This is a genomic window from Amycolatopsis sp. NPDC051371 (assembly GCF_040682155.1).
Lineage (GTDB): Bacteria > Actinomycetota > Actinomycetes > Mycobacteriales > Pseudonocardiaceae > Amycolatopsis.
Genome location: NZ_JBFBAG010000076.1, coordinates 35,999 through 42,014, shown reverse-complemented (window position 1 = coordinate 42,014; position 6,016 = coordinate 35,999). Strand labels below are relative to the sequence as shown.

6 protein-coding genes are annotated in these 6,016 nt (G+C 72.9%); 2 read left to right on the top strand and 4 right to left on the bottom strand.

The window, feature by feature from the left end:
- Nucleotides 1-108 precede the first annotated feature (108 nt).
- The 4 genes from AB0M59_RS50460 to AB0M59_RS50445 form a co-directional block, all read right to left on the bottom strand.
- The gene (locus AB0M59_RS50460) at nt 109-438 is read right to left on the bottom strand and encodes a hypothetical protein (RefSeq protein ID WP_364630563.1); all 330 of its coding nucleotides are present in this window, start codon (nt 436-438) and stop codon (nt 109-111) included.
- A 115-nt stretch (nt 439-553) separates the two neighbouring features.
- The gene (locus AB0M59_RS50455) at nt 554-1,717 is read right to left on the bottom strand and encodes a lactate 2-monooxygenase (protein ID WP_364630560.1); all 1,164 of its coding nucleotides are present in this window, start codon (nt 1,715-1,717) and stop codon (nt 554-556) included.
- Nucleotides 1,718-1,764: 47 nt separating this feature from the next.
- On the bottom strand, nt 1,765-2,328 hold the full coding sequence (locus AB0M59_RS50450) for a GNAT family N-acetyltransferase (RefSeq protein ID WP_364630557.1): 564 nt from the start codon (nt 2,326-2,328) through the stop codon (nt 1,765-1,767).
- Entirely contained in the window at nt 2,325-3,788 is a 1,464-nt protein-coding gene (locus tag AB0M59_RS50445) for an APC family permease (RefSeq protein ID WP_364630555.1), read from the bottom strand. The genes AB0M59_RS50450 and AB0M59_RS50445 overlap by 4 nt, the downstream gene beginning before the upstream one ends.
- 173 nt (nt 3,789-3,961) lie before the next feature.
- Here AB0M59_RS50445 and AB0M59_RS50440 point away from each other — a divergent pair, with 173 nt between their 5' ends.
- Entirely contained in the window at nt 3,962-4,600 is a 639-nt protein-coding gene (locus AB0M59_RS50440) for a GPP34 family phosphoprotein (RefSeq protein WP_364630552.1), read from the top strand.
- A gap of 165 nt (nt 4,601-4,765) precedes the next feature.
- Entirely contained in the window at nt 4,766-5,926 is a 1,161-nt protein-coding gene (locus tag AB0M59_RS50435) for a saccharopine dehydrogenase NADP-binding domain-containing protein (protein WP_364630549.1), read from the top strand.
- Nucleotides 5,927-6,016 lie beyond the last annotated feature (90 nt).

The following is a 6,016-nucleotide window of genomic DNA, read 5'->3' as shown; positions in this document are numbered from 1 at the left end:
GGTGCGTTCAACGCACCGAAGGCCGCCTTGGGTGCGTTCAACGCACCGAAGGCCGCCTTGGGTGCGTTCAACGCAACCAAGGCCACATTGGGGCGCTCGGGTCCGGCGTCAGCCCTGCTGGCCGGGCTGCTGCGGGTACTGCTGCTGCGGCGCCTGGGCCTGGCCCGGGTACTGCTGCTGGCCCGGGAACTGCCCACCCTGCGCGGGCGGCTGCTGGGCGAACTGCTGCTGCGGCTGCGGCGCGGACTTGGCGCGGCTCATCGCCACCGAACCGCCGATCAGCGCGAGGCCGACGACGCCCAGCACGATGCCGAAGCCGGGCTGCATGTCGGTGGCCCAGGACAGCAGCCGGAACTCGTAGTCGAACTGCTCGAGCACGAGCGAGCCGAAGCCGAGGACGGCGAACAGGATGCCGATCCGCATCATGATCGAAGACATGGAAAACCCCCAACGGGAAAAGGAAACAGGAGCCGGCCGCCCCGACGGCCCGCGATGGGACTCGAACAGTAGCGGCCGGTTCCCGGGCTGTCCCCGGTTTTCCCGTTTTGTTATCTCACGTCCGCTGGAGCGAGTCCGGGCCCAGGTCGGCGAGGGTGCGGTGGCCGGAAAGTCCCATGGTCAGGTCGAAGTCGGCCAGCAGGCTCCGCAGCACGTGGCGGACGCCGTCCTCGCCCGCGTGCGCCAGCCCGTACACCCACGGGCGGCCCACCAGCACCGCCCGCGCGCCCAGCGCGATCGCCTTCAGCACGTCCGCGCCGGTGCGGATGCCCGAGTCGAAGAGCACCTCCAGGCGGTCGCCGACCGCCGCGACGATCCCGGGCAGCGCTTCCAGCGCCCCGATCGCGCCGTCGACCTGGCGGCCGCCGTGGTTCGAGACGACGATGCCGTCCATCCCCGCCTCGGCCGCGCGGCGCGCGTCGGCGACGTGCTGGATGCCCTTGAGCACGATCGGGCCGTCCCAGTGCTCGCGCAGGAACGGCAGCTGGTCCCACGTCCGGTCGGTGCCGGTGATCATCCCGATCCAGGTCAGGATCGCCGTGCCGCGGTCCTCCTCCGGCGTCTTCTCCAGCCGGCTGAGGAAAACGGGGTCGGTGAACGGGACGGCGAGGCCCTCGCCCTGCAGGAACGGCAGGTACGACTGGTCCAGGTCGGACGGTCGCCAGGCCAGCGTCCACGTGTCGAGCGTGACGACCAGCGCCGTGTAGCCGGCCGCCTTCGCCCGGGCCAACAGGCTCGCGCAGACGTCCGGGTCGCCGGGCCAGTACAGCTGGAACCAGCGCGGGCCGTCGCCGTTGGCCGCGGCGGCGTCCTCGATGCCGGTGGACGAGGCCGTGGACAGGATGAACGGGAGGCCGACCGACGCGGCGGCCCTGGCGGTCGCGGACTCCGCGGAAGGGTGGACGATCGACTGGACGCCGACGGGCGCGACGGCCACCGGCGCGGCCAGCCGGGTGCCGAGCACCGTGGTGGAGAGGTCGCGATCGGTGGCGCCGGTCAGCATCCGCGGCACGACGCGCCAGCGGTCGAACGCTTCGCGGTTGGCGCGGGCGGTCGCGCCGGAGCCGGCCGAGCCGGCGACATAGGAGAACGGGCCGGGCGCCATGACCTCACGGGCCGACGCTTCGAGCTTCGTCGCGTCGGTCGAGCACGGCGGCAGCACCCCACCGAGTCCCTGCAGGTAGAGCTCGTTCTGGTAGCTGCCGAAGCGTTCGGTCACGTCTGCCTCCTCGCGTTCGAAGGCGCACTGTACCCGCCGGTAACGGCTCAGGCGGGGGCGCGCCGCATCGGCTGCATCGGCGGCCCGCCGGGCGGGTGGAACGCCGGTCCGTGGTCGCGGAACCCGAGCCGACGGTAGAGCCGCGTGCTGTCCGGCGAGCTGGCCTCGAGGTAGGTGGGCACGCCCTCGGCGTCGGCCCGGACGAGGCCGTGGCGCAGCAGCCGTCCGCCGATGCCCCGGCGCTGCGAGCCCGGCCGGACGCCGATGAACTGCGCGTGCCAGAGCGGTCCGGCCGGTTCGACGGCGGCCATCAGGCCGAGCAGGACGCCGAGCCGGTCGGTCTCGCCCGCGTCGAGCCCGGGGATCGGCTCGGTGTCGCCACCGCCGGGCAGCCAGATCACCGCCGCGGAGTGGTCCTCGGTCACGTCGACGTGCCCGGTCGCGAAGCCGGCGTCGAGGAGCGCGCGGAAGAACGCCGGGTGCGAGGTGACGCGGCGGCGTTCGTCATCCGGGAACACCCAGCGGCTCATCGGATCGTTCTGGAACGCCTCGACCAGGATTCCGACCACGGTGTCCACTTCGGACGGATCCGCGGCGCGGACGTCGCTCACCGCGTCGCCACGAGTTCGTCGTCGCGCAGCGGGCCGCCGATCCCCGCGTAGACGTCCGGATGTCGGGTGCGCAGCGCCTCGGCCCGCAGGAAGCCGACGAGCCCGGCGAGCACCAGCAGCCCCGGCAGGCCCCAGCGCAGCAGCCGGATCGAGCCCGCCGGGCCGAGCAGGACGTCGAAGTTGACGATGATCAGCACCAGGATCGCGGTCAGCGTCACCGCCGCGAGCGCGGGCGCGCCCGTGCGCCGCCACCACGTCTCCCGGCCGGGGCGGCGGCGGAAGAACCCGATGACCGAGAGCGAAACCGCGATCATGATGATCGTGACGCCGGTCGAGGCGGTCACGCCGGTCCAGGTGAACAGGTCCGTGAACGGGTCGCGGCCGGCCAGCGCGAAGATCGCGACGACGACGAGGCCGATCGAGGTCTGGACCAGCGAGCCGCCGATCGGCGCGCCGGTGCGCTTGCTGGTGCGGCTGAAGGCCTCCGGCAGCAGCCCTTCCCGGCCCAGCGCGAAGAAGTACCGCGCCACGGCGTTGTGCAGGCTCAGCAGCGCGGCGCACTGGCTGGTCAGGAAGAGCACGTACGCCGTGTCGGCGAACGCCGGGCCGACGTATTGCCCGCCGAGGCCGAACAGCAGGCCCGGGCCCTCGGCGGTGGCGCGCTCGACGATGTGGTCCGGACCGGTCGCGACCGCCATCCCGAGCGAGGAGACGATGTAGAGCACCGCGGTCAGGCCGATCGCGGTGTAGGTCGCGCGGCCCACCGTCTTGCGCGGGTCGCGGCACTCCTCGCCGTAGGTGGCGGCCCCTTCGAAGCCGAGGAAAACCGCGATGGAGAAAGCGAAAACGGCGCCGACGCCCGCCGTGAACAGGCTCGACGGCTCGAGTGGGGTCAGCGAAACCGAGCCCCCGGCCGGGTGGCTGAACAGCGCGACGTTCAGCACCACGAGCACCGCGACCTCGAGGCCCAGCGCGACGCCGAGCACCTTCGCGTTGAGGTCGATCCGCAGCACGCCGCCGGCGCCGACGACGAGCACCATGACCAGCGCGACCGGCCACCACGGCAGGTCCCAGCCGAACGTCGTGTTCAGCCAGGTGGACACGGAAAGCCCGAACAGGCCGAAGACGCCGGTCTGGATGGAGCTGTAGGCGAGCACCGTCACGTAGGCGACTGCCGTGCCCGCGGACCGCCCGATCCCGTGCGCCACATAGGGGTAGAAGGCGCCGGCGTTCGTGATGTACCGGCTCATCGCGGCGTACCCGACGCCGAACAGCGCGAGCACCGGGGCCAGCAGCACGAACGACAACGGCACGCCGACGCTGCCGGTCACCGCGTACGTCGCCGAGACCCCGCCGGCGATCGCGTACAGCGGACCGGCCGCCGCGACGACGAAGAAGACGATCTGGACGGCGCCGAGCCGCCTCCGGCCGAGGCCGTGCCCCGGTGAATGGGTACCCATGGACCTTTCCCCGCGCCGTGGTTGATCTTGGCGGCGGCGCCCCAGAGTAGGGGGTCCGCACCGGCGGGCGGTACGTCCGTTCGGGGTAAACCGTGACGGCACCGAAAGCATGGCGAAGCCGGACCGCTATCTTCGCATCCTCACCGCGATCGCCCAGGGGGCCTTTTTCCGTCATGCGCCGGCTCACCTTGGTCGATTCCTTCTTCTTCCTCGGGCACGACGAGTTCACCGGCCGTCCGTCGCTCAGCCGGACGTCACTGGGCATCGGTCTCGCCGGCGCGGCGTTGTGCGACCTGCTCTTCACCGACCGGATCACGGTCGAGGACCGGAAAGTCCGCGCGATAGCCGGGCGGCCGCCGGGTATTCCGACCGCCGATCACGTGCTTTCCGAAATCGTTTCGGAAACGGGGACGCACAGCGTGCGCGACTGGGTGGACCACCTGCGCGGGGAACTGCCGTCGATCGCCGCCGACAACCTCGTCGCGCTCGGGCTCGTCCGGCGGACGCCCGAACGGGTGTTCCTGCGGCGGCACCGCTACCCGCCCGCGGACCTGCTCGTGTCGACGGCCGCCCGGAGCAAGGCGCGCGGCGCCGTGTTCGGCATCGACCGGCCCGACCCGCACGCGGCGTGCCTGGCGCTGCTGGCCTGGACCGCGGGGGTCGACGACCTGTGCGAACCGGAACTCGGCCGGGCGCAGGTGCGGGCCTGGATGGCCGACACCCACCACGCGCTGCCGCGGCGCATCTCCGACGTGGTCAGCGGCGTCGCGGCGGTGGCGGCGGCCGTCGTCTACACCGGCGACCGGAAGTGACCGGCGGGACGGCGGCGGTCGCGGTCCATCCCGGCGGCGACACGCGACTCGCGAGATGGCAGCCATCGCCACCCAGCCGGGCGGCGGCCGTCGCCAACACCGGCGATCGGAAGTGACCGGCGGGTAACCTGGGCGCGTCCGCCGTCGACGTCCCCTGGAGGAGACATGCGCGCGCACGACGTGGTCCTGTTCGGCGCCACCGGGTTCACCGGCGGCCTGACGGCCGAGTACCTGGCCCGCCACGCGCCCGCGGACCTGCGCTGGGCCCTGGCCGGGCGCAACCGCGGCAAGCTCGAAGCCGTCCGGGAGCGGCTCGCCGGGATCGACGACCGGTTCGCCGCACTCGACCTGCTCGTCGCCGACTCCGGCGATCCCGCGTCCCTGCGAGCCGTCGCGGAGGCCACGAAGGTGGTGATCACGACCGTCGGCCCGTACCTGACGCAGGGCGAGCCGCTGGTGGCCGCGTGCGCCGAGGCCGGCACCGACTACGTCGACCTCACCGGCGAGCCCGAGTTCGTCGACCGGATGTACCTCGCGCACGACCGGCGGGCCCGCGAGACGGGCGCGCGGCTGGTGCACGCGTGCGGCTTCGACTCGATCCCGCACGACCTCGGCGCGTACTTCACCGTGCGGCAACTGCCCGAAGGCGTGCCGCTGCGCGTCGACGGCTACGTCCGGGCGAGCGGGATGCCCTCGGGCGGGACGTTCCTCAGCGCGCTGACCATCATGTCCCGGCTCCCGGCCGGAGCGCGGGTGGCGAAGGAGCGGGCGGCCGCCGAGCCGCGCCCGGCCGGACGGTTCTCACGCGCGCCGCTCGGACGGCCGCACCGGGTCGCCGACGCCGGCTGGTGGGCGGTGCCGCTGCCGACGATCGACCCCGAGGTCGTGCGCCGGTCGGCGGCCGCGTCCGAGCGCTACGGGCCGGACTTCACCTACCGGCACTTCGCCGCGGTCAAGCACCTGCCGGTGCTGGCGGGCGGGGCGCTCGGGGTCGGCGCGCTGTTCGCGGCCGCCCAGGTGCCGCCCGCGCGGCGCGGGCTTTCGCGCCTGCTGGCGCCCGGCAACGGCCCGAGCCCCGAACGCCGGGCCCGGTCGTGGTTCTCGGTGCGGTTCATCGGTGAGGGCGGCGGCTCGCGGGTCGTGACGGAGGTGTCCGGCGGCGATCCCGGCTACGACGAAACGGCGAAGATGCTCGCGGAGTCGGCGTTGTGCCTCGCGACGGACGACCTCCCGGAAACAGCGGGCCAGGTGACCACGGCGACCGCGATGGGCGACGCGCTGATCGACCGGCTCACCAAGGCGGGACTGCGTTTCGCCACCCTCTGAGCGGTCGTGAGTGAGAAACAGGGTTATGCGGTACCCGGCGAAACCGTAGAGGATCCCCGACTGCAGACACTCCACAGTGTTCTTCCCGAT

Bases quoted from the DNA above. Each gene is read 5' to 3' on its own strand.
- AB0M59_RS50440 (WP_364630552.1), top strand. From the start codon at position 3,962: ATGCGCCGGCTCACCTTGGTCGATTCCTTCTTCTTCCTCGGGCACGAC.
- AB0M59_RS50445 (WP_364630555.1), bottom strand. From the start codon at position 3,788: ATGGGTACCCATTCACCGGGGCACGGCCTCGGCCGGAGGCGGCTCGGC.
- AB0M59_RS50435 (WP_364630549.1), top strand. From the start codon at position 4,766: ATGCGCGCGCACGACGTGGTCCTGTTCGGCGCCACCGGGTTCACCGGC.
- AB0M59_RS50460 (WP_364630563.1), bottom strand. From the start codon at position 438: ATGTCTTCGATCATGATGCGGATCGGCATCCTGTTCGCCGTCCTCGGC.